Source organism: Halioxenophilus sp. WMMB6 (assembly GCF_033283405.1).
Classification (GTDB): Bacteria; Pseudomonadota; Gammaproteobacteria; order Pseudomonadales; family Cellvibrionaceae; genus Halioxenophilus.
The window spans coordinates 121,920-141,257 of the sequence record NZ_JAWMQR010000004.1; the positions used below are offsets into that span (position 1 = coordinate 121,920).

Consider the following 19,338-nt stretch of genomic DNA (forward strand, 5'->3'; position numbering starts at 1 on the left):
TGAGAGGGCTATAGGAAAAAATAAGAAGAGGAAACTGCCATGCAATTGAATATAGCAGGCCAACATCTGGACATTACCCCGGCCATCGAAGCCGGTGTGACGCAAAAGCTGAACAAATTGGCCAACCACTACCCTGAACTGGAACAGGCTAACGTCTGGTTGAAGGTTGAACCCAAACAACAGATTGTCGACATTGTTACCCACTTCCGGCATTCACAAATTGCCGTCCACGCGGCCGACAAAAACCTGTACGTAGCCATCAAAGACGCCGTCAGGAAACTTGACTCTGCCCTGGGACACCGCGAAGGCACCCAGCAAGCCTACAGTCGAAGCAAACGTCCCGCTTTTGAAGAGAGCTTCACCGCAGCAGAGGAGTAACCCCGTTAACACGAAAAAGCAGGCCTTAGCCTGCTTTTTCGTTTAACCGCTTATCGCAACCCGGTAATACACAGCGGAGTTTCCCGCCTGTACCTGCCAACGGCCGTGCGGGAGCAAACCCCAAATTAGCCTACGTGCAGGCCACACTCCCGGTTCTTGAGTACTTTGGTTGGATCAAAGTAGTCCTCTTCGTTAGGCAGTCCCTTCTCGTAGAGATACTCTTCCATATCCAATTCGGTCCAGTAGAAGACCGGCGCAACCTTGATCACCCCGGTTTTGCCATCGACGGTAACGACATCGAGAGAATCGCGGAAGGCGGTCTGCTCTTTGCGAATGGCGGTTAACCAAACCTGCGGTTGGTGCTCTGCCATCGCCCGGGCAAAGGGCTCCAACTTAACCTCTTTGGTGAACAGGTCGTGCTCATTGGCATCGTCGATATCGGGAATACCACCCATGACGGCTTCGCGGCGCTTCGCGGTTACACGCGGGGTGTAATAATGCATGTTCAAGCCCAAACGCTGGGTTAAGTCGGCCGCGAAACGGTAGGTGGCGGTAGTGTTGTATCCGTGATCGACACAAATAACCGGCATGCCTGGCGCCTGCTCATAAACCATGTTCAGCAGCACCGCTTCGAATGGACCGAAGTTGGTGGTGACGATGGTTTTCTGATCCAGGGAAAGCGCCCAACGCAGAATCTCTTCAGGGCGAGCGTCGCGCAGACTGGCATTCACTTGGTTCAAGTCGATGTCGATCATAAAATAAACCTCCCAATTGGCTCGTTGCATGACGGCCGATGGACTAACTACTGTTAAGGCGGGCCAGTCTAGCATTTCATAAAAAGGCTTTATAGCAACGCCAGCACGGCTAATCGGGCATTTTTAGACTTTTTTTTCTGCATAAGCTCTCAAATGGTTATGAAAAAAATTTTGGTTGTGGCCCATGCGCCATCGCAAAATACCCAGGCAATGGTCGATGCCGTTATTGAGGGTATCTGCCATCCCGAGCTTAGCGGGGTCACCGTCAGCTGGTTGCCACCGCTTCAGGCCCAGAGTCAGCAGGTTATCGAGTGCGATGGCATTATCCTCGGCACTACCGAAAATCTCGGCTATATGTCCGGCGCGTTAAAGGATTTCTTTGATCGTATCTACTACCCGTGCCTGGAACTTTGTCAGGGCAAACCGATGGCAACATTCATTCGTGCCGGCCACGATGGCACTGGAACCAAGCGCGCCATCGACTCGATTTGCACTGGCCTGAAGTGGCGACCAGTGATGGAAACGTTAATTTGCCGGGGGCCTTGGCAGGAGGATTTTCTCCCCGCCTGCCAAGAGTTGGGCACCACCTTTGCAGCTGGCCTTGAAGCCGGTATTTTTTAACAGCTAACTGAACAACAACAGCTTAGCGCTACCACAATCAACGCGAGATCCACTCCACCATGCCAACCACTACAGTGTGTGTCGCCCATCGCGGTGGCCACGCCGGCGATAGCAAACGGGAAAACACGCTGGCCGCCATCAGTGCCAGCCTCAAGCTGGGCGTAACGGCGATCGAGATCGATGTTTGGCTGATTGAAGGTCAACTCATTGTCGCTCACGATCGGCGCCTGGGGCGCATTATTCCGGGCGATGAGCTGCTGAGTGAACTTAACCTATCCGAATTGCAGGCCCGCGCAGCCAGCGCAATTGGGCCACTGCCAACCCTGGTAGAGGTAATCGAACTGATCGCCGGTCGGGCGCGATTGAATATTGAACTGAAAGGTCCCGGCACGGCGCATCCTACCTGCGAGCTGCTGGCAGCCTATTTTGCACAGGGGCAGCTCACCCCTGCGCACTTCCTTTTATCGAGCTTCGATCAACACCAGATTCGGCTCTGCCAGGAACAGCTGCCACAGGTACCCCGCGGGGTATTGATCTGCGGCATCCCCCTGGACTACAGCGCACTCTGCCGGCCACTAGCGGCGACGGTACTGGGAATCAGTCTAGAATTTGTCAGCAAGGCGCTGATCGACGACTGCCATCAACACGGCATAGAGGTATGGGTTTACACAGTGAACCACCCGCAGGATATGCAGGCGTTAATGGAACTTGGCGCCGATGCTCTGTTTACCGATTACCCAGAGCGACTGTTAACTCTGGGCTCAGTGAAGGGCGGCACCTAAGCTTAAAGGCTCCTGCCAGCTTATTGCGCGAGATCACCGGTAGTCACCGGCTGTGCCACCAGCGCCACATCGATGGCTGAGAAGAGCACGCTGATATCGTCGTATTCAGACTGCTCCACGCCCACACACAGCAGAGCTCTCGTCTCGAGGAACTCCTCATCCTGGTCATCTGGTTCATCGAGAACCGCGTAGCAGTGCACCCGATTGACGAACCGATCGACCAATTTGGTACGCCACTGGGCAGCCTCCTGGCCAGTTACCATCACCTGTATCGGGTGGTGCAGCTCCTCAACGGCCTGTAGCAGGCTGTCGTGCAGCTCCGGTTGTGCCTCTACCGATGGCCAGAGCGCCTCCACGATTCGTCGCGCCGCTTGAGTGTATTTCTCCTCCGAGGCCAGGTGGCCAAGACGGGCCAGCGCTTTGGCAGCAACGCCATTACCGGAAGGTGTTACCCGATCATAGAGCGGCTTAGCACGGTGAATCAGCTGTTCGTGCTCACTGCTGGTGAAGAAGAGTCCACCCGCCTCCGGGTCGTCAAACAGTTCCAGTGTGGTGTCGGCAATCTCGACCAACAGTTTGAAATCCTGATCCCGCCACTGGGACTCCAAACACTCTAACAAGGCATCCATCATAAAGGCGTAGTCATCCAGGAAGCCAAGTACCTTCACTTGCCCATCCCGCCAGGTGGCGTAGAGGCGACCCTGGTGCCAGAGGTGGTAGGAGAGGAAGTCGATACAACGCAGCGCTGCGCTCACCATCAACGGGTCTTCCAGAATACGGCCGGCAATCGCCAATCCGCGCACAACCAGGGCATTGCTGGAGCTTAAAATTTTGTCGTCGCGGGCCGGACGCAGACGGTGGCGACGCTGGGTTGTGAGTTTAGCGATACCACTGCGGTAGGCCGCGTTGACCTCCTGGGCACTCAAGCCAAGCTCCTCCACCACATCCGAAACCCGGCCAACCACCTGAATGTGCCATAGCCCATAGAAGTTAGGCATACCCTGCCAGCGGCAGAGAATCGACATCACCTCATACTCGCGCTCGGTCAGCAGCGTGCGCAGCTCTTCTGTCTGCCAACAGTAGTAAGCACCCTCTCCAAAGGCGTTGTCGGAATCCAGCGAGCTGTAAAACGCGCCTTCGCCATTGCTCATCTCCGAGCAGACCCACTGGGCAATACCCCGCGCCGTTTTGGCAAACAGGGATGACTTTATCGCCTTGGAGGCCTCGGCGTAGATGGCGAGCAGACAGGCGTTGTCGTACAGCATCTTTTCGAAATGCGGTATCGACCATTGACTATCGGTGGAGTAGCGGAAAAAGCCGCCACCAACGAGGTCGCGAATGCCGCCACGGGACATCATCATTAAGGTCAGGTGGAGGTGTTGCTTGGCCCGAGTGGCCAACGCGGTGGACTCACGGCTGGCGATCAACAGCCTTTGCAACTGGAAAGGCAATGCAAATTTAGGCGCATGGCCAAAGCCGCCGTATTGACGGTCGGCGGTGTTGAGCAGGTTTTTCACCGACTGCTTCAGTGGCGCCAGATGCAAGGAGCGCATCTCGTCGGCAACGGCGAGTGGCGCATCCAACTGCTGAAAGCCAAGCCGTACCTGCTCAATCATGGTTTCGAATTGGGCGCGGTCTCCATGGTAGAAGTTCAGCACCCGGTCGATCAGATCGATAAAGCCCAACTGCACGCTGTTGGACTCCGGCGGATAGTAAGTGCCCTCCACAAACGGCAGATGGCTGTGCGGGCACAGAAATACCGACAGCGGCCAGGCACCGGCCTGGCCACACAGCAGCTGGTGACCGGTTTGGTAGATGTCGTCAAGATCGGGGCGCTCCTCCCGGTCGACCTTGATACAGACAAAGTGCTCGTTGAGGTCGGCCACCACCTGCGGATGGCAGAAGGTCTCCACGGCCATTACTTTGCACCAGTGGTTGGTGCTGTAGCCAATGGAGAGAAAAATGGGCTTATCAGCAATAGCCGCCGCCTCCAGCACCTGAGGACACCAGGTCTGCCAGTTAACGGGGTTATCTTTGTGCTGAAGCAGGTACGGGCTGGTCTCCTCAGCCAGTACATTAGAAAGGGGGATCATACTTAGCATTCCTGACCATGCGAGCTGGGTAAATTGCCATAATCGCAAGCCATTTACCTGAAATGTGGCCATCTGGCACCGCCACCTGATGATTTATCAAAGAATCAGCGGCATTTCAGCTCGGAATTTCCTTATTTGAGCACTAGGTCATAGTGATTGAAGTGACATTTTTTACAGCAAATTCTGAAAAGTGTCTATGTAATTTGTGGCAGGCGCTGTGAAAGCCAGACCGATCGGTCAGCCTTATTTCTTATTACCAACACCTTGGCCAATTTTCGCGAAAATCCTAGCCACGCGGCATAAGACCACACTGACTCAACTGCTCCTGCCAAAGCCGGGTGTGGCGATCCAGCAACCAGTTGTAGCGACCCCAGAGGCTGGTCTCCACTGAGTTATCCCAGGTAATCAGCCAATAACTGTCAAAGTCCGCCAGTTCGACCTCGGCTGGTGGTTGCACCAAGTCACGCAACTGATTGAGCTGCCGGACAGCAACCTCACCCTGCTGGTACACCCGCGCCAGATAGGGCTGAATAGCGCCAATATAGAAGGTCATGAACACATTCTGCATCGCCTCTGCCTCGCGGTTACTGCGCCCGCCAAAACAGAGCGGCCGGCCCGCGAGCCGCTCAGTCTGAATCGCCACCAGCGCCTCCAGCTCGTTATTCAGCAACACCAACGAGGCCATCAGCTGGCCATACCAGTTGTCGGCACCAATCACCTGATAGAGCTTTTCGATATCGTCACTCGGTGGAACATCCGCCGTCTGCCAGCGCTTAATCTGCCACTGCAACTGTGCCAGCGCCTCGAACAGAGCGCTGGGTGGCGGCTGATCCAGGGCCAGCGGCTGGCCAGAGAGGGAGAACAGCGATTGAAACTCCTGGCTGGCAAAGACCGCATTCCAGGCGACCCGCCCCCGTTCCGCCTGTTTCACCGCCAGCGCCTGCTGCAGAGTGTTCTGCAACTCCACGGCATCCGGGTTGCGCAACAGCTGGGCCAGACAGTGGCGGCCGGCAATGATGAATTTGCTCTCATAGAGCCACTGCTGGGAGGGTGGCATAACATGACCAAGGCTGGCATTGCGCTCACCGATCAGACGCTGCACCTGGCAAGGGCTCAACCGCAGGAACTCGAGCAGGTCGATCTTTATGGGTTGCTGGCTCAGGGTGAGCTCGCGTCGGCTCGGGTAGGCGCTGGCGGCCTCCTGGGCCAGGTCGGGGGTGGCAACATCCAACACGTGCGCCAGGCGCACCCGGTAGTCGCTCACCAGGGCCTGTTCCGGCGCTGGCGCCGGGCAGCCGGCCAGCAAACCGGCGATGGCGGGCAACAACAGGCGTGGCACCGCTGCCCAAAACCTCATGGCCGGGTCACCCTGGGACAGCGGCAGATCACTAACCCTACTCGGTTGGGCTTAGAAGGACTCGCCGTGCGCCTGTTTGTCGGCGTGGTAGGAGGAGCGCACCAACGGCCCACAGGCGGCATGCAAAAAGCCCAGCGCCTTGGCCCTGGCGGTGTACTCATCGAACTCCGCCGGGGTTACGTAGCGGCTCACCGGCAGGTGGTTTTTGGAGGGCTGTAGATACTGGCCAATGGTGATCATATCGATGTCGTGGGCACGCATATCGGCCATCACCTCGAAGATCTCCTCTTTGGTCTCGCCCAACCCCACCATCAAACCCGATTTGGTTTTAACGTCAGGGCGGCGCGCCTTGTACTCTTTCAGCAGCGCCAACGACCACTGATAGTTGGCACCTGGGCGAGCCTGGCGGTACAAACGGGGCACCGTCTCCAGATTGTGGTTGAACACATCCGGTGCCTCGGTGGCGAGGATATCCAGCGCAATCTCTTTGCGACCGCGGAAGTCCGGGGTGAGAATCTCAATCTGCAGGCTCGGCAGCAGGCTGCGCGATTCGCGAATACAGTCGGCAAAGTGGGCAGCTCCACCATCGCGCAGGTCGTCGCGGTCGACCGAGGTGATCACCACATATTTCAGGCGCATCTCGGCGATGGCCTCGGCCAGGTGGCGCGGCTCTTTGGCGTCCAAGGGGTTGGGCTTGCCGTGGCCAACATCGCAGAACGGGCAGCGACGGGTACAGATGTCACCCATGATCATAAAGGTGGCGGTGCCGCCACTGAAGCACTCACCCAGATTTGGACAGGTCGCCTCTTCACAAACACTGGAGAGGCCGTTCTTGCGCAGAATCTTTTTAATACGATCCACTTCCGGCGAGGCCGGCATACGCACCCGGATCCAGTCGGGTTTGCGCTGCAGCTGATCGGATTCGATCACCTTCACGGGAATGCGCTCGACCTTGTCAGCATTGCGCAGCTTCTCCCCCTGACGGTGGCGTTCAGTACGCTTGACGGGTTCGATTTCGGGTTTAGTGGTCATATTGCCTCACAGATGCTGCGTGGAGTCCTGAATAAACGGCGTATTGTACCCCAATTTGCCCAAAAGGCTGCGGCTGAGTTCAGTTTCCACCTCGGCCAGGCCAGGGCAGGCTTCCGGCGCCAGGCAGTCGCGAACCTGGGTTACTGCCAAGCCGGCGTAGCCGCACGGGTTAATCAGGCCAAACGGGGTTAAATCCATGGCCACATTCAAAGCCAGGCCATGGAAACTGCAGCCGCGCCGAACCCTCAGGCCGAGGGAGGCGATCTTGTGCTCCAGCCCCTGGCGCAGCACATAAACACCCGGCGCTTCGCGCTTGGCGTAGGCACTGATGGCCAGTGTCGCCAGGTAGTCGATGATGGCCTGTTCGATGGCCGTGACCAGCTCCCGCACCCCCAGGTGCAGCCGGCGCAGGTCGAGCAGTGGGTAGAGCACCACCTGCCCCGGGCCGTGGTAGGTCACCTGGCCACCGCGGTCAGTTTGAATAACGGGGATAGCACCAGGGTTCAACAGGTGCTCGGGCTTGCCCGCCTGGCCCTGGGTGAATACCGGTGGGTGCTGCACCACCCAGAGTTCGTCTGGTGTTTGGGGAGTCCGCTGATTGGTGAAGGCGGTCATCTCGGTCCAGCACTGCTGGTAATCCACCAGCCCGAGGTGACGGACAACTATCTCGGCCAACTACAGCACCATTTTCACCAGCTTGCTGGCTTTCAGATCGTCGAAGATTGCTTGCAGTTGCTCGACTCCGGTCGCCTCAATGGTGACCGTGAGTGATTGGAAGGTACCCTTGGCGCTGTCGCGGATGGTGATGGCGCTGGCATCAAAACCGGGCGCATGGCGATGGAACACCTCCACCACCAGTGTATGCAGCGAATCCCCAGCATCGCCTAACACCTTGATCGGGTAATTGGGGCAGGGAAATTCAATTTTTGCCGATTTTTCCTGGTCGTCAGCCATGCGTCACCCCTCAAATTAACTGGAGAAGAAGCCAAGGAAGAAGAGTTTGATGGCATCCCACAGACGGGCAAAGAAGCCTGCTTGAGCAACCGGCTCCAAGGCCAGCAACGGTTGTTCCGCCAGGACTTCACCATCCAGGCTGACCACTACCTTACCCAGCGGCTGATACTGCTCAATGGGTGCTTTGATAGTGCCATCCACCAGCGTCTGGATCTGCAACTCTTCAGTACTGCCGCGCGGTACGGTGAGCGCCACATCGCTTTTCACACCCAGGCCAACCTGGTCTTGCTTACCCGACCAAACCCGGGCCGAAACCAACTCGTCGCCGGCCTTAACCGCATTGGCGGTTTCGTAGTAACGAAACCCGTACGACAGCAGCTTTTGTGACTCTTCCGCGCGTGCATCATCTGATTTGGTGCCCATCACCACAGAAATCAAGCGCATGCCATCACGAACGGCCGATGCCACCAGGCAAAAACCAGCGGCTTCGGTGTGACCGGTTTTAATACCGTCGACCGACTTATCACGAAACAGCAGAGCATTGCGGTTTATTTGGGTAATAGGCTTTTCTCCGGGAGCACCGTAGGTGAACTCATGCTCGGAGTAGATGGCATAGTGTGCCGGATGGTCGTTGATCAGTGCCCGTGCCAATAACGACAAATCGTAGGCGGTGGTCTCGTGGCCGGCAGCCGGCCAGCCGGTGGCGTTTTTAAAGTGGGTGCTGTTCATACCCAGTAGCTGCGCCTGTTGGTTCATCACATCGACAAACGCCGACTCGCTACCGGCGACATATTCCGCCAGCGCCACCGAGGCATCGTTACCCGATTGCACAATAACACCGCGCAGCAGCTCCTCCACCGGCACTTCAGTGCCTTCGCGTACAAACATTTTGGAGCCACCCATACGCCAGGCCTTGACGCTGATGGGCACCATGTCGGTGGGCTGAATGTGATCGTTGTAAATCTCATCAGAAACGATGTAGCTGGTCATCATTTTGGTGAGACTGGCCGGTGGCAATTTTTGATGGGAGTTCTGCTCCACCAGAATTTTACCGGTGTTGGCATCTACCAGAATGTAACTTGATGCCGCCAGTTGCGGCGGTGCCGGAATAATTACCGGCGCCGAAAAAACCGACTGGGAGATCAGTAAAACACAAGCCAGGCTAAATAATTTCGAGCAAACGTATTTTGGAGTGTGCAAAAAAACCATAGGAACTTTTTTAGTTGGATGGGTTTAACGGGTGGTTTCCGTTTTGAAGGCAGATCTGTGGGAAAGTTCGGCCAACCGCTGTTGGCGCCGGAGTATAACAGCCGTAGGCCATAAAAATCAGGCCCGGTTGCGCTTATTCGTAAACCAAATGTGGTGCGGAGAAATTTTGTTGAATCAACAGTGCCCGAATACTGCTGGCCTGAAGATTATCGGCAATCGGACCAATGCGCACACGATAGAGGGGAGTTTCGCCACTGGGTGGATTCACCTGCACCGGGAAATTAATTATTTTGGCAATGCGGTTGCGCAGATCCTGAGCCGCTTGCGCCGAGCTGAATGCACCGGCTTGCAGAAACGTGTTGGCCGGCAGCGAGTAACCACCAGAATAGAGCGGTGCCGGTGCCGGCGCTTCACCACTGTTGCTGGGGGCTCGGGTCGTTACCTCCACCGACGCCAGCCGCCCGGCGTGCTCACGCTGCCAGGCCACCGGATCGATGGCGGTCACCTGTACGCGCGCGGTTCCGGTCTGGACGTAACCCAATTTCTTCGCCGCCGCGTAGGTTAAATCGATGAGGCGATCAGAATGGAATGGGCCGCGATCGTTGACCCGCACGATGACCGATTTTTGGTTATCGAGGTTAGTGACGCGAACATAAGAGGGAATGGGCAGGGTTTTATGGGCGGCAGTCATGCCGTACATATCATAAATTTCGCCGTTGGAGGTGGCGTGACCGTGAAATTTTTCACCGTACCAGCTGGCGATGCCGCGTTCGCTATAGCCCACTTCACTGGCGAGCACGCGGTAGGTCTGGCCATTGACATTATAGGGGCTGCGGTTGCCGGCCACGGTGCGCGGTTCGGGGATGGGCACAGCATCGGGGATGTGATCGACCGATTTGGGCTCGCTCGGGTAGCTGTCGTGCTTTTGGCTGTAGCGATCACTAAAATCGCCACTACTGCCGCCACCGACATTGACACAACCCACCAGGGTTACCACCGCCGCCACCAGCCCAATACGTATAGCGATCTGCATAGCCAAATAAGAGAATCCGTTAGGTTCAAGCGCGAAGCGCGTTTATAGAGCTCCCACAGCAGTTTGGTAATCGCGGGCCACGGCCTGCGCCAGTTGAAAAACCGCCAGAGCGTACATCGACGAGCGATTATAACGGGTAATCACATAAAAATTCTGCATGCCCAGCCAGAATTCTGCCCCGTGTTCGCCTTCGAGTTGAAAAACGCGCACCGGGTCGGGGTAGTGGGCATCCTCTAACGGAATAAAACCACCGGCTTTAACATCGCTGAAAGTGCGATCCGGTTCCAACTCGTCGTTTAACAGATTGGCGTTGTAGTTCCCGGCAACACGCACACGGGCCACCACCGGCTGACCGCCCTGCCAACCGTGACGGGTGAAATAGTTGGCCACGGAACCGATAGCATCTTCCGGGTTATCCCAGATATCGGTAAAGCCATTGCCGTCGTAATCGTAGGCGTAAGCGCGGTAACTCGATGGCATAAATTGGCCGTAGCCCATGGCCCCAGCGTAGGAGCCCATCAGGGTTAAGGGCTCCTTTTTCTGTTCCCGTGCCAGCAACAGAAACTCTTTTAACTCTTTGCGAAAAAATGCCGCCCGTGGCGGGTATTCAAATGCCAGTGTCGATAGCGAATCCATCACCCGGTAGCCACCACGATGGGCTCCGTAACGTGTTTCGACACCGAGAATCGCAACGATAATCTCTTTTGGCACACCAAAATCCTGCTCGGCACGGGCCAGCACCTGGGCATTGTTACGCCAAAACTCCACCCCCTGCTTAATGCGGGTCGGTGTAACAAAAATCTGCCGATACTCCTTCCAGGGCTTGACCTTTTCCGCTGGCCGGGCAATGGCATCGAGCACACTCTGCTTGCGCTCAACCTGATCAAACCAAGCCTGCAGTTGCGCCCGATCGAATTGCTGTTCGGCGACCATCTCGCCAATAAATTTTTGGGTTTCCGGATGATTGGAAAAGTCACCCGCCAACCCCAGCCCCGGCAAACCACTGACAACCAGAACAACGCCTAAGCGTACCCTGCTAAACAAACCACTAACCTTGTACAGCACTGTCACTCCCACGCCAATTAATTCAACCCTACCCGTTTGTGCTCGGTGGCTACCGCCATCAACAGACCGCAGCTGATCATTAACGTCAGCAGCGCGGTGCCGCCATGACTGAAAAAGGGTAAGGGCACGCCCACCACCGGCAAGAGTCCCGAGACCATACCGATGTTGACGAAGATATAAACGAACAGCGTAAAGCTGATACTGCCGGCCACCAGCCGGCTGAAGGTTTGCTGCGAAAGCACCGCAATGCTTAAGCCACGAGCCAGAATTAGACTATAGAGCAGCAACAGACAGAGAAAACCGCGCATACCAAACTCTTCCGCCAGCACCGCAATAATAAAGTCAGTGTGGCTTTCCGGCAGAAAATCCAACTGGGACTGGGTGCCGTTCAGCCAACCTTTGCCCAACCAGCCGCCGGAGCCAATAGCGGTTTTTGACTGGATAATATTCCAGCCGGCACCGAGCTTGTCGGCCTCAGGGTTTAGTAGAGTGAGGATGCGCGTGCGCTGATAGTCGTGCAGCACAAAGTGCCAGGCCGGCCAGGCGCTGGCGGCCACCAATATCAACGCCGTAATAATGTAGCGCCAGGGCAGGCCGGCAAAAAAGAGCACCACCAACCCGGACATAGCAATCAGCAAGGCCGTGCCCAAATCGGGCTGTTTCAAAATCAGAAAAGCCGGCGCCAGCGCCAGCAGCAGCGCCACCACAATGTATTTGAATTTGGGTGGCAGCAACCGCTTAGAGAGGTAGGCGGCAATCATCAGCGGCACCGCCAGCTTCATAATTTCCGACGGCTGAAAGCGAAAGCCACCGAGCGACAACCAACGCTGTGCCCCCTTGGCACCCACCCCAACAAACAACACCGCCGCCAACAATCCCAGGCCGACAAAATAGGCCGCCCAGCTCCACCGCTCCAGAAACGGCAGATTGACCTGCGCCACGGCAAACATCAGAGCAAAGCCCAGCAGAAAGAAGATGGTCTGCCGCTTCACATAGTGCCAATCGCCACCACTGGCGCTGTAGAGTACCACCAGACCAAACACCATGCTGACCAACAGCAGTAACAGAAGGGGCAGGTCGATGTGCAGGCGAACCCAGATATTCTGCTGACGGCGTAAATTCCAGCTGCTGGAGGGCATGCGCCGAAGAAAATCACCGCCGGACATCGTCACCTCCACTGCTGGCCACATCGGCGCTGGCCGCAGCCAACAACGACTGCTGGTGCAGGTAGGCCTCAATCACCTTGCGCACCACCGGCGCCCCTTCCGAAGAGCCCCCCTCACCGTTTTCAACAATCACAGCCACGGCAATCTGCGGGTCATCCGCCGGCGCGAAACCGACAAACAGGGCGTGATCCCGGTGCCGCTCGGCGAGCTTGTCGCTATCGTATTTTTCATCCTGCGCGATGCCTACCACCTGCGCCGTACCGGACTTGCCAGCCATGCGAAACTGCAAACCAACACCAGCCCGATGGGCTGTGCCGCGCGGATGGTGAACCACATCCTCCATGGCACCGATGATAAAGTCCCACTGGCCATCGGGTACATCCTGCAACGCTGAGGGCCGCGCTTCGACCGGCTGCTCCTGCACCAGACGGGGCGTGACCCAGCGGCCGCGGTTGGCGATGGTGGCGGTCATTGCCGCCAACTGCAGAGGAGTGGCCAGCACATCACCCTGGCCAATACCCACATTGAGGGTATCCCCTGGGAACCAGGGCAGGCCGCGGGCGCGGCGCTTCCACTCGCGGGAGGGCCAGTTGCCACTGCGCTCGCTGGGAATATCGATGCCGGTCGGCCGGCCTAAACCAAAGAAGCTGCCGAAGGTGTGCAGCCGATCAATACCCATGCGGAAGGCCAGTTCGTAGTAATAGGTATCGCAGGACTCCCGAATGGCAGTGCGCATATTGACCTGCCCATGCCCGCCTCTTTTCCAATCGCGATAGCGACGCTCTTCGCCCTCCAACTGGTAGTAGCCGCGGTCGTACATACTTAGACTGGGGTCGATCACCTGATAGTAGAGGCCACCGAGGGCGATCATCGGTTTGACGGTGGAACCGGGTGGGTACTCGCCCTGAATTGCCCGGTTAAAGAGCGGCAGATCCCGCGACTGGGTAAGCGCGTTGTAGTCGGTATGGCTGATGCCGGTAACAAACAGGTTGGGGTTGTAGCTCGGGGAGCTCACCATCGCCACCACGCCCCCGGTATCCACCTCTATGGCAACAATCGCCCCGCGCCGGCCCTCCATCGCCGCCAACCCCGCCTTTTGCACCTCGCTGTCGAGGTAGAGGTGCAGGTTTTCACCCGGTTTTGGGTCGATCTGATCCACCACCCGCAGCACTCGGCCGCGGGCGTTGGTCTCCACGTTTTGGTAACCCACCTCGCCCAGCAGCTGGGTTTCGTACTGGCGCTCAAGACCGATCTTGCCAATGGTGTAGGTACCCGCGTACTGCTGGTACTCCTCTTCCGTAAAGCTGGTCAGTTCGCGCTCATTGATGCGGCCAACATAACCCACCGAGTGTGAGTAGAGATCGGCCAAGGGGTAGTAGCGCACCAGCTGTGCCTCCACCTCCACCCCAGGCAGGCGATACTCATTGACGGCAATCCGGGCAATCTCCTCTTCGCTCAAGCGATAGCGCAGGGGCACGCTCTCGTAGGGTCGGCGACGCTGGCTCAGGCGGCGGTAAAACTTCTCCCGGTCGAGGTCACTGACCTCAATCAGTTCCGCCACCAGGTCGAGAGACTGCTCCAGGTCATCGACGCTCTCTTTAATGATATTGAGGGTATAACTGGGGCGGTTGTCGGCCAGCAACTGGCCGTTGCGATCGTAGATCAACCCGCGCGTGGGCGGCAGCGGCCGGACATGAATGCGATTGCGTTCCGATTGGGTGACGTAGTTGCTGTGGTGGAGGACTTGCAGATTGTAGAACTGGCCAAACAGTACCAGAAACATAAGCACCATAAATGCGGCGATGAAGAGCACCCGATGACGAAATATTCGCGCCTCGCGGAAGTGGTCTTTGAGTGTCTGGTGCTCGCTCATGATATGGCGCTAGCAGCCCCAACTGCGGCCGCTGTGGTATTCCGAATAAGTTTTGTGTGAAGCATAAGACAAGCACCTGCCAATGCAAGTTTTGATGTCATTATTCGCGCAAGATTCCCGAAAATAACAACAAAAACAGCTGCGATGTCACTCATTTGTGGTAGGGGTGGTTATTCAGGATGCTGACAGCGCGATAGAGTTGTTCAACCAGGACAACACGTACCAGGGGATGCGGCAGTGTCAGCGCCGACAGACTCCACTGCTGGTTGGCCCGCTGCAGGCAGTCGCGCGCCAGGCCATCGGGGCCGCCCACCAGCAGGCTCAGGTTCTTGCCCTGCATCTGCCAATCGGCCAGATTGGCAGCCAGCTTTTCCGTACTCCAGCTCTGGCCACCCACCTCCAAGGCCACCACCCAGTCGCCGTCGGGGATCGCCGCCAGCATGCGCTCGCCTTCGGCCGCCATCGCCTTTTCGACACTGGCGCTCTTGCTACGCTGGCCGAGCGGCAGCTCCACCAATTCCAGTTTGAATTCGCGCGGCAGGCGTTTGTGATACTCCATCCACCCCTGCTCCACCCAAGCGGGCATTTTGGTGCCGACAGCAATTAACTTAACCCGCATACCGCCGACTGCTAAGGCTCGTCGGTTTGATTGAGACGGGTTCTGGGCGCTTCCGACCAGAGTTTTTCCAAGTCGTAAAAGCTGCGCGTAGCCGGCGTCATCACGTGCACGACGATATCACCAAAGTCGACCAGCACCCACTCGCCCTGGGTCTCCCCCTCCATGCCCAACGGCATAAAGCCGGCGGCCTTGGCCTCGCTGGCGACATTCTGGGCAAGAGATTTGACGTGCCGGCTGGAGGTGCCGCTGGCGATCACCAGCTTGTCCATGATCTCGGTGAGATTGGCCACGTCAATTTCGACGATATCTTTGGCCTTTAGGTCTTCCAGTGCATTGATGACGATTTGTTCGAGTTCGGTCATTAATCCTCACAGTGATTGCCAAGCGTTGCTGCTATTTTAATCAGTATAGAAGCCGGCTCCGACCTTATTGGTCGGCACCGGCCTGTTGGTAAAGACGATGTTGCTGAATGTAGTGCCAAACGGGATCGGGCAGCAGAAACTGGGCCGAGTAGCCGCTGGCTATCTGCTCGCGTATCGCCGTGGCGGAGACCGCCAGCTGTGACAGCTCTGCCACCACTACCCCGCCGTGACTGACCTGGTGCAGCTGCCCCACCTCTACCTCGCTGTCAGCCAATAGTTCCGCCACCGGGCCGCTCTGCGGGCGCTGGTAACCCGGGCGCACCGCCACGATCAGGTGCGCGTATTGAAACAACTCCCGCCAGCGGTGCCAGGTGTGCAGATTGGCCAGTGAATCACCGCCCACCGCCAGGCTGATGGAGACCTGCGGCCCCAGCTCGGCACGCAACTGCGCTAGAGTCTCCACACTGTAGGAGGGGCAGTCGCGCAACAGTTCGCGGGTATCGAGGCTCAACTCCGGGCAGTGCTGAATGGCCAGCTGCAACATCGCCAGCCGCTGGCTGGGCGTGGCCGAGGGAACCCCCTTATGGGGTGGGATGTGGGCCGGCAGCAGCCGCATCTCATCCAACTGGCAGTAGGCCTTGAGTTCCAGAGCCAGGCGCAAATGGGCAATGTGGACAGGATCGAAGGTGCCGCCGAAGAAACCCAGGCGCTTCAAGCCGCGCCCCATACCGGCAGGCGGCCGTTAGCGACGGATATGGCCATCGCCAAAGACTATCCATTTTTGCGAGGTTAACCCCTCCAGACCGACCGGGCCTCGGGCGTGAATCTTATCGGTGGAGATACCGATCTCAGCCCCCAGACCATACTCAAATCCATCGGCAAAGCGAGTGGAGGCGTTGATCATCACCGAACTGGAGTCCACCTGGGCCAGGAATTGGCGGGCACGGGTGTAATCCTCGGTGACTATCGCCTCGGTGTGTTTTGAGCTGTAGCGGTCGATGTGGTCCATGGCCGCAGCCATGTCGTCGACGATCTTAATTGACAACACCGGCGCCAGGTATTCGGTCGACCAATCCTCCTCGGTGGCCGGCTGGCAGTCGATCAGGCCGCGCACTCGCTCACAGCCGCGCAGCTCGACCCCGCGCTCTATGTAAGCCTCCGCCAGACGCGGCAATACCGCCGGGGCGATCGCCGCATGCACCAGTAGAGTCTCCATGGCATTGCAGACGCCATAGCGGTGGGTTTTGGCATTGAGTGCGATATTAAAGGCTTTTTCGGTATCGGCCCGGTCATCGATATAAACGTGACAGATACCATCGAGGTGTTTGATCACCGCGACGCGGGCATCCTTGCTGATACGCTCGATCAGGCTTTTGCCGCCGCGCGGAACAATCACATCGACATACTCGGGCATGGTGATCATATGGCCGACAGCGGCGCGGTCGGTGGTGGCCACCACCTGTACCGCCGTGGCCGGCAGGCCCACCCGGTTGAGGCCGGCACTGATGCAGGCAGCAATGGCCTGGTTGGAGTGCAGCGCCTCTTTGCCACCGCGCAACAGGGTGGCATTGCCGGATTTCAGGCAGAGGCTGGCGGCGTCGATGGTCACGTTGGGGCGCGACTCGTAAATAATACCAACCACACCCAAGGGCACGCGCATCTTGCCCACCTGGATGCCACTCGGGCGGTAGCGCATGTCACTGATCTCGCCACAGGGGTCGGGTAGAGCCGCCACCTGCTGCAGTCCTTCGATCATGCTGTCGATACGCGATGGGGTCAGTTCCAGGCGGTCCAGCAGGGCCGCGTCCAGGCCGCTGTCACGACCGGCGGCCAGATCCTGCTCATTGGCGGCCATCAGCGCCGGGCGCTGTTGCTGTAGCTCTGCGGCGATGGCCAGCAACGCATTGTTTTTCTGTTCGGTGGTGGCACACGCCATTACGCGTGCAGCAGCCCGGGCATTCTGCCCCAGGGATATCATGTACTCTTGAATGTTGTTCATGCTGTGCTCACCGTCTACCAACTGCAACAACCCCTGCCCAGGCGGCAGCGGCTAGAAAAGGGCGCGTATTGTAGCGACTTCTTGCTCAATTCCCAACCATTGGCCGCGGACAGAAAAAAGAGGCTCAACCGCAACCGACGGCTTAACCCTCGCGGCTTAAACGGTCGACAAATTCGGCGATCTTCTCCAGCCGCACCAACGGCTCCTGCATCGCCAGCATCTCCACCTGTTCACTGCGACTTAACGGCAGCAACTGTGTCAAAAACCAGCCCAGTTGATTGGCGGTCAACGCGGGCGGCAAGCCCAGTGCCTGCACCTGCGGATGATCACCCAACTCTTTAAAGAGCTCTGCCAAACCACTGAACTCATCGGGAATATCATAGGTGGACTCTTCGGGCAGATACTCCACCTGGGCCTGCATCAACTGATCCTCTTCGACACTGGTTTGCAGCACCCGGAACTTGCGCCCTCCAACCACTTTTATGTGCAGCAGGCCGTTGGCTCCCTGACTCCAGTCACTGATGTGCGCCACCACCCCCACCTGGTAGATCATGGCTGCCACACCGACCTCCCGACCATCGCGAATCGGCACCACGCCAAAGGTGGTTTGATCGCGCAGGCACTGTTTGATCAGGCGCAGATAACGCTGCTCAAAGATCTGTAGTGGCAGAGTGGCCTCTGGTACCAACAGCGTATTCAGGGGAAACAGAGGTAAGGCATCAGACACGAGGGTTTCCAAGTCAGGTTAAAACGCCGATACTTCAGCGCAGGTTCATACAAAGCCGGTGATAATGGCTCAAATCACGAGTTAAACGAGCTTAAACCCTAATCATTATGGATAACAGGGGCAATCGACATCCGCACCGCACATCCAAACGGGTGGCGAGCTCTGGCACCACCCCGCACAAGCAGATTTAATCAGCCAACATGCAAATTTTGAAACACACAGCCAACAAAGTCTCCCTCCGCGCGCGTCTCTGGCTACTACTGGTCGTCGCCGCCCTGTGCAGCCCGCTTTCGGGCTGGGCCCAAGCTGGCGGCCAGGGTAAGCCTGGCGGCCCAGGCAAACCCGGCAGCGCCAATAAAGCCGATGTCGAGCGCAACCGCAGTTCGGACAACAACCAGGAGTTCAACCTGCACCAACGCTCGCCCAGCCGCGGCATCGACTCCAAGCAGGCCGCCGACGTGGCCAAGCGGGCCTCCGGCGGCAAGGTGCTGCGGGTACAACCAACGGCGTCCGGGCACCAAGTGAAGGTGTTACTCCCCTCCGGCAAAGTCACCTATATTTTGGTTGGTCCCAATGGTGAAATCTTGCGTAATTGAGGCGGTCAATAGAAAACCTCCGATAGATAGGAAACAGCGTGCGACTACTCATCATTGAAGACGAACCCGAGCTCAACAAAACCCTGTGCCACTATTTGCACAGTGGCGGTTATGTGGTCGACAGCGCCAGCGATGGCCGCGAAGGGCTCTACCTGGCCAGCGAACACCCCTACGACCTGGCGATTATCGACCTCGGTCTGCCGAAAATGGACGGCATTGAGGTGATTAAGGCGCTGCGTGAAAAGCGCATTGGCTACCCGATTCTGATCCTCACCGCCCGCGACAACTGGCAGGACAAGGTAGTTGGCCTGGAGGCCGGCGCCGACGACTACCTGGTAAAGCCCTTCCACAATGAAGAGCTGCGCGCGCGGGTCAATGCGCTTATCCGCAGAAGCACGGGCCACGCCAGCCCGGTGCTGAATTTCGGCCCGGTCACTCTCGATACCGCCGCCAAGGTGGTGCACGTTGATGGGCAGGCGCTGGAGCTGACCAGCTTCGAGTACAACACCCTGGAGTATCTGGTGCACCACGCCGGTAAGGTGATCTCCAAAACCGAACTGACCGAGCACCTCTACGACCAAGACTTCGACCGCGACAGCAACACCATCGAGGTGTTCATCGGCCGGCTGCGTAAAAAGCTGGATCCGGAAGGCAGCCTGAAGCCCATCACCACCCTGCGCGGCCAGGGCTACCGCTTCAACTTAACCCAGTCCTGAG

Annotated in this window: 21 protein-coding genes; 5 read left to right on the forward strand and 16 right to left on the reverse strand. The window is 57.7% G+C overall.

The genetic code is table 11. The features are described from left to right. The first annotated feature begins 39 nt into the window (after positions 1–39). Entirely contained in the window at positions 40–378 is a 339-nt protein-coding gene (gene hpf, locus SBL51_RS12335) for a ribosome hibernation-promoting factor, HPF/YfiA family (RefSeq protein ID WP_317931268.1), read from the forward strand. Positions 379–503: 125 nt separating this feature from the next. Here hpf and SBL51_RS12340 read toward each other — a convergent pair whose 3' ends face one another. Continuing rightward, a complete protein-coding gene (locus SBL51_RS12340) occupies positions 504–1,133 on the reverse strand; it encodes a phosphoadenosine phosphosulfate reductase family protein (RefSeq protein ID WP_317931269.1) in 630 nt (209 codons plus the stop codon). A 159-nt stretch (positions 1,134–1,292) separates the two neighbouring features. On the opposite strand from SBL51_RS12340, the gene SBL51_RS12345 reads away from it, so the two are divergent. Further along, entirely contained in the window at positions 1,293–1,754 is a 462-nt protein-coding gene (locus SBL51_RS12345; protein WP_317931270.1) for a flavodoxin family protein, read from the forward strand. Positions 1,755–1,813: 59 nt separating this feature from the next. Next, the gene (locus tag SBL51_RS12350; RefSeq protein WP_317931271.1) at positions 1,814–2,536 is read left to right on the forward strand and encodes a glycerophosphodiester phosphodiesterase; all 723 of its coding nucleotides are present in this window, start codon (positions 1,814–1,816) and stop codon (positions 2,534–2,536) included. Between the two features lie 20 nt (positions 2,537–2,556). On the opposite strand, the gene SBL51_RS12355 is transcribed toward SBL51_RS12350, so the two are convergent. The 15 genes from SBL51_RS12355 to SBL51_RS12425 all read right to left on the reverse strand — a co-directional run bounded on the left by SBL51_RS12355 (position 2,557) and on the right by SBL51_RS12425 (position 18,025). After that, the gene (locus SBL51_RS12355; protein ID WP_317931272.1) at positions 2,557–4,629 is read right to left on the reverse strand and encodes a thioredoxin domain-containing protein; all 2,073 of its coding nucleotides are present in this window, start codon (positions 4,627–4,629) and stop codon (positions 2,557–2,559) included. A 286-nt stretch (positions 4,630–4,915) separates the two neighbouring features. Next, entirely contained in the window at positions 4,916–5,986 is a 1,071-nt protein-coding gene (locus SBL51_RS12360) for a DUF3080 family protein (protein WP_317931273.1), read from the reverse strand. 51 nt (positions 5,987–6,037) lie between these two features. Beyond that, entirely contained in the window at positions 6,038–7,018 is a 981-nt protein-coding gene (gene lipA / locus SBL51_RS12365; RefSeq protein WP_317931274.1) for a lipoyl synthase, read from the reverse strand. A 6-nt stretch (positions 7,019–7,024) separates the two neighbouring features. Beyond that, positions 7,025–7,693, reverse strand: a complete 669-nt coding sequence (gene lipB / locus SBL51_RS12370; RefSeq protein WP_317931275.1) for a lipoyl(octanoyl) transferase LipB — start codon at positions 7,691–7,693, stop codon at positions 7,025–7,027. Further along, positions 7,694–7,972: a DUF493 domain-containing protein gene (locus SBL51_RS12375; protein WP_317931276.1), complete on the reverse strand. Its 279-nt coding sequence runs from the start codon at positions 7,970–7,972 to the stop codon at positions 7,694–7,696. Between the two features lie 15 nt (positions 7,973–7,987). Next, positions 7,988–9,181: a D-alanyl-D-alanine carboxypeptidase family protein gene (locus SBL51_RS12380; RefSeq protein WP_317931277.1), complete on the reverse strand. Its 1,194-nt coding sequence runs from the start codon at positions 9,179–9,181 to the stop codon at positions 7,988–7,990. 133 nt (positions 9,182–9,314) lie between these two features. Continuing rightward, the gene (locus tag SBL51_RS12385; protein WP_317931278.1) at positions 9,315–10,214 is read right to left on the reverse strand and encodes a septal ring lytic transglycosylase RlpA family protein; all 900 of its coding nucleotides are present in this window, start codon (positions 10,212–10,214) and stop codon (positions 9,315–9,317) included. Between the two features lie 42 nt (positions 10,215–10,256). Further along, positions 10,257–11,258 carry a lytic murein transglycosylase B gene (mltB, locus tag SBL51_RS12390; protein ID WP_317931279.1) on the reverse strand — a complete coding sequence of 334 codons (1,002 nt, stop codon included), beginning with the start codon at positions 11,256–11,258 and terminating at the stop codon, positions 10,257–10,259. 38 nt (positions 11,259–11,296) lie between these two features. Further along, on the reverse strand, positions 11,297–12,445 hold the full coding sequence (gene rodA / locus SBL51_RS12395) for a rod shape-determining protein RodA (protein WP_317931280.1): 1,149 nt from the start codon (positions 12,443–12,445) through the stop codon (positions 11,297–11,299). Next, a complete protein-coding gene (gene mrdA, locus SBL51_RS12400; RefSeq protein ID WP_317931281.1) occupies positions 12,432–14,318 on the reverse strand; it encodes a penicillin-binding protein 2 in 1,887 nt (628 codons plus the stop codon). Before mrdA ends, rodA begins: the two co-directional genes overlap by 14 nt. A 151-nt stretch (positions 14,319–14,469) precedes the next feature. Continuing rightward, positions 14,470–14,937 (reverse strand): 23S rRNA (pseudouridine(1915)-N(3))-methyltransferase RlmH, encoded by a 468-nt coding sequence (gene rlmH / locus SBL51_RS12405; RefSeq protein ID WP_317931282.1) that lies wholly within the window; start codon positions 14,935–14,937, stop codon positions 14,470–14,472. An 11-nt stretch (positions 14,938–14,948) separates the two neighbouring features. Continuing rightward, positions 14,949–15,299, reverse strand: a complete 351-nt coding sequence (gene rsfS, locus SBL51_RS12410) for a ribosome silencing factor (RefSeq protein WP_317931283.1) — start codon at positions 15,297–15,299, stop codon at positions 14,949–14,951. A gap of 64 nt (positions 15,300–15,363) precedes the next feature. Beyond that, positions 15,364–16,014: a nicotinate-nucleotide adenylyltransferase gene (gene nadD, locus SBL51_RS12415; RefSeq protein ID WP_317931284.1), complete on the reverse strand. Its 651-nt coding sequence runs from the start codon at positions 16,012–16,014 to the stop codon at positions 15,364–15,366. 27 nt (positions 16,015–16,041) lie between these two features. Then, a complete protein-coding gene (locus SBL51_RS12420; protein ID WP_317931285.1) occupies positions 16,042–17,298 on the reverse strand; it encodes a glutamate-5-semialdehyde dehydrogenase in 1,257 nt (418 codons plus the stop codon). A 142-nt stretch (positions 17,299–17,440) separates the two neighbouring features. Next, positions 17,441–18,025, reverse strand: a complete 585-nt coding sequence (locus SBL51_RS12425; protein WP_317931286.1) for an LON peptidase substrate-binding domain-containing protein — start codon at positions 18,023–18,025, stop codon at positions 17,441–17,443. Between the two features lie 200 nt (positions 18,026–18,225). Here SBL51_RS12425 and SBL51_RS12430 point away from each other — a divergent pair, with 200 nt between their 5' ends. After that, positions 18,226–18,621, forward strand: coding sequence for a hypothetical protein (locus SBL51_RS12430; protein ID WP_317931287.1), 396 nt, complete (start codon positions 18,226–18,228; stop codon positions 18,619–18,621). 38 nt (positions 18,622–18,659) lie between these two features. Continuing rightward, positions 18,660–19,337, forward strand: a complete 678-nt coding sequence (locus SBL51_RS12435; RefSeq protein WP_317931288.1) for a response regulator transcription factor — start codon at positions 18,660–18,662, stop codon at positions 19,335–19,337. Position 19,338: the final 1 nt, after the last annotated feature.

Excerpts from the sequence above, each read along its gene's own strand:
- hpf (WP_317931268.1), top strand. The coding sequence starts at position 40 with ATGCAATTGAATATAGCAGGCCAACATCTGGACATTACCCCGGCCATC.
- SBL51_RS12340 (WP_317931269.1), bottom strand. The coding sequence starts at position 1,133 with ATGATCGACATCGACTTGAACCAAGTGAATGCCAGTCTGCGCGACGCT.
- SBL51_RS12345 (WP_317931270.1), top strand. The coding sequence starts at position 1,293 with ATGAAAAAAATTTTGGTTGTGGCCCATGCGCCATCGCAAAATACCCAG.
- SBL51_RS12350 (WP_317931271.1), top strand. The coding sequence starts at position 1,814 with ATGCCAACCACTACAGTGTGTGTCGCCCATCGCGGTGGCCACGCCGGC.
- SBL51_RS12355 (WP_317931272.1), bottom strand. The coding sequence starts at position 4,629 with ATGATCCCCCTTTCTAATGTACTGGCTGAGGAGACCAGCCCGTACCTG.
- SBL51_RS12360 (WP_317931273.1), bottom strand. The coding sequence starts at position 5,986 with ATGAGGTTTTGGGCAGCGGTGCCACGCCTGTTGTTGCCCGCCATCGCC.
- lipA (WP_317931274.1), bottom strand. The coding sequence starts at position 7,018 with ATGACCACTAAACCCGAAATCGAACCCGTCAAGCGTACTGAACGCCAC.
- SBL51_RS12375 (WP_317931276.1), bottom strand. The coding sequence starts at position 7,972 with ATGGCTGACGACCAGGAAAAATCGGCAAAAATTGAATTTCCCTGCCCC.
- SBL51_RS12380 (WP_317931277.1), bottom strand. The coding sequence starts at position 9,181 with ATGGTTTTTTTGCACACTCCAAAATACGTTTGCTCGAAATTATTTAGC.
- SBL51_RS12385 (WP_317931278.1), bottom strand. The coding sequence starts at position 10,214 with ATGCAGATCGCTATACGTATTGGGCTGGTGGCGGCGGTGGTAACCCTG.
- rodA (WP_317931280.1), bottom strand. The coding sequence starts at position 12,445 with ATGTCCGGCGGTGATTTTCTTCGGCGCATGCCCTCCAGCAGCTGGAAT.
- mrdA (WP_317931281.1), bottom strand. The coding sequence starts at position 14,318 with ATGAGCGAGCACCAGACACTCAAAGACCACTTCCGCGAGGCGCGAATA.
- rlmH (WP_317931282.1), bottom strand. The coding sequence starts at position 14,937 with ATGCGGGTTAAGTTAATTGCTGTCGGCACCAAAATGCCCGCTTGGGTG.
- rsfS (WP_317931283.1), bottom strand. The coding sequence starts at position 15,299 with ATGACCGAACTCGAACAAATCGTCATCAATGCACTGGAAGACCTAAAG.
- SBL51_RS12420 (WP_317931285.1), bottom strand. The coding sequence starts at position 17,298 with ATGAACAACATTCAAGAGTACATGATATCCCTGGGGCAGAATGCCCGG.
- SBL51_RS12430 (WP_317931287.1), top strand. The coding sequence starts at position 18,226 with ATGCAAATTTTGAAACACACAGCCAACAAAGTCTCCCTCCGCGCGCGT.